General features: G+C 64.8%; 1 protein-coding gene and 1 pseudogene. Both read right to left on the bottom strand.

Features of this window, described 5'->3' with window-relative positions; genetic code table 11:
- Positions 1–1,521: pseudogene (locus tag ACOJTD_RS20835) on the bottom strand (excinuclease ABC subunit A); the annotation flags it as partial.
- 260 nt (positions 1,522–1,781) lie between these two features.
- Positions 1,782–2,594 carry an outer membrane protein gene (locus tag ACOJTD_RS20830; protein ID WP_420134767.1) on the bottom strand — a complete coding sequence of 271 codons (813 nt, stop codon included), beginning with the start codon at positions 2,592–2,594 and terminating at the stop codon, positions 1,782–1,784.
- Positions 2,595–2,805 lie beyond the last annotated feature (211 nt).

Below are 2,805 nucleotides of genomic sequence, written 5' to 3'. Positions count from 1 at the left end.
GATGCGGACGGCGATCTCGTTCTGCTGGGTGTTGAGCAGGCCGGGGACAGCGGCGAACCAGTCGCCGGCGCCCTTCACCGACAGCTCGGAGACTTCGCCGATATGCTTGCCGCCGATCTTGACGCTGAGCGCCTCGGGCTTGAGGCGATGGCCGTGGCACGCTTCGCAGGGCACGTCGGAGAAGTACTTGCCGAGCTCCTCGCGGGCCCATTCGCTCTCGGTCTCGCGGAAGCGGCGCTCGATATTGGTGACGACGCCCTCGAACGGCTTCTTGGTGTCGTAGGAACGGACGCCATCCTCGTAGGAGAACTTGATGTCGTCGTCGCCGGAGCCGTACAGCAGCGCGTTCTGGACCTTCTTGGTGAGGTCCTTCCACTTGGTGTCGAGCGTGAATTTGTAGTGCTTGCCGAGCGCGGTCAGCGTCTGCAGGTAGTAGGGCGAGGACGACTTGGCCCACGGCGCGATCGCGCCCTTGCGCAGCGTCAGCTCCTTGTCGGGCACGACGAGATCGGGATCGATGTGCTGCTCGATGCCGAGGCCGCCGCATTCCGGGCAGGCGCCGTACGGGTTGTTGAACGAGAACAGCCGCGGTTCGATCTCCGGAATGGTGAAGCCGGACACTGGGCAGGCGAACTTCTCCGAGAACAGGATACGCTCGGCGCCGCTCTTGTCGTGGATCTTGGCGACCTTCTTGTCGGCCTTTTTCTTCTTGCCCTCGGCTTCCTCGGCCGGGGCCGGCGCCGCAGCCGCGGCGGGCGCGTCAGCGACTTCGATCACCGCCAGCCCTTCGGCCAGCTTCAGCGCGGTTTCGAAACTTTCGGCGAGGCGCTGGCCGATATCGGGGCGGACCACGATGCGGTCGACCACGACGTCGATGTCGTGCGGGAATTTCTTGTCGAGCACCGGCGCTTCGGCAAGCTCGTGGAAGGCGCCGTCGATCTTGACGCGCTGGAAGCCCTTCTTGAGCCACTCGGCGAGTTCCTTGCGGTACTCGCCCTTGCGACCGCGCACCACCGGCGCCAGCAGATAGAGCCGCGTGCCTTCGGGCAGCGCCAGCACGCGGTCGACCATCTGCGACACGGTCTGGCTTTCGATCGGCAGGCCGGTGGCCGGCGAGTAGGGCACGCCGACGCGCGCCCACAGCAGGCGCATGTAGTCGTAGATCTCGGTGACGGTGCCGACCGTCGAGCGCGGGTTCTTCGAGGTGGTCTTCTGCTCGATCGAGATGGCCGGCGACAGGCCGTCGATCTGGTCGACGTCCGGCTTCTGCATCATCTCGAGGAACTGCCGCGCATAGGCCGACAGCGATTCGACGTAGCGGCGCTGGCCCTCGGCGTAGATGGTGTCGAACGCCAGAGAGGATTTGCCGGAGCCGGACAGGCCGGTGAACACCGCGAGCTTGTCGCGCGGGATGGTGACGTCGACGTTCTTGAGATTGTGCTCGCGGGCGCCGCGAATGGTGATGGCGGTGCGGCTCGAGGGGGCGGCCGGCTGACGCTTCGCCTTGATCACTTCGTCCATAGGGATGTCCAGACGCGAAGACGCGCAGGTTAGGGCGCCTTCGCAAGCGGACGACGCCGAGGTGAGCTAGGCTGGAACATAGGAAGAACGGCCATGGATTTCCAGTGCTGGCGCACCGCCATCAACCGATTGTTCGCTCCAGCATCGGCAATGCCGCAGCGACAGCGGTTGTTCCGACCCGTCGATGCCGCGACGCGGCGCGCATCATAAAAAAAGGCCGGCGCGAGGCCGGCCTTCGAGGACTCCTGGAGGTGTTGCACTCAGTACCTGGCGATGACCGGACCGCCCCAGCGATAGTTGATGCCGGCGCGGACGAGATCGCCGCTGGTCTTCCAGCCATAGGAGACCTGGAACGGCGGATTGACCGGCACCGGATTGGCGACCGTGCTTTCGTTGCCGAGGTCGTAGTGCAGATATTCGAACTTCGCCGACCAGCTCGGCGCGAACGCCCACTCGGCGCCGGCGCCGGCCACCCAGCCGACCTTGGTCTTCGAGAACGAGACCGGGTACTGCACGGTGCCCACCGGCAGGAAGTTGGCATTGGCCGAGTACTCGACATCGCCATAGGCGAGACCGCCGGTCCCGTAGAGCAGCAGCGTGTCGGTCGCGGTGAAGCCGACGCGGCCGCGCACCGTCCCGAACCATTTGATCTTCTCGGAGGTCGCCAGATACGAGCCGGCGCCGTAGGGCGTCAGGTTGTTCTGGATGATCGGCGAGACCAGCGCGTCGGAGCGGATATCGGCCCACTGAATATCGGCCTCGAGGCCGCCGACGAAGGCGCCGACCTGCCAGTTGTAGCCGATCTGGCCACCGGCGAGCCCGCCCTTCGGCTTCAGGCTGACGTCGGTCGGCGCCAGGTTGATGAAGGCGGCCGGGGTCGGCAGCGGATCGTAGCTGGTATCTCCCTTGCCCCAGCCATAACCGCCGTTCACGCCGACATAGAAGCCGGACCAGTTGTAGGCGGCCACGATGGCGGGAGGCGGGGCCTTGTAGGTGCGGGCAGGAAGGTCCGCCGCGACGGCGGGAACGGCGAACGCGAGTGCTGCGACGCCGGTGAGCAACAGCCTTTTCATAGCATTCTCCAGTTGAAAGACTCGAACTTCCAACCGCGATGATAGTGCGGCCGCGCACACACGGCTGTAGCGGGGCCGCTACACTCGGTTCCAAAACACAACCAGTAGTTTTACTTGTTCCAAATTACACAACATACGCGAGTACCGCGCACGATGGTCTATCGAGAACGGCGATCGAGGTTGGCTCGCACACGACGGTGTTATTGTACTG

Source organism: Rhodopseudomonas sp. (assembly GCF_048594845.1).
Classification (GTDB): domain Bacteria; phylum Pseudomonadota; class Alphaproteobacteria; order Rhizobiales; family Xanthobacteraceae; genus Rhodopseudomonas.
Note: the sequence above shows the minus strand (reverse complement) of the source record. Positions and strands in the feature narration are given on the sequence as shown.

Bases quoted from the DNA above. Each gene is read 5' to 3' on its own strand.
- ACOJTD_RS20830 (WP_420134767.1), bottom strand. From the start codon at position 2,594: ATGAAAAGGCTGTTGCTCACCGGCGTCGCAGCACTCGCGTTCGCCGTT.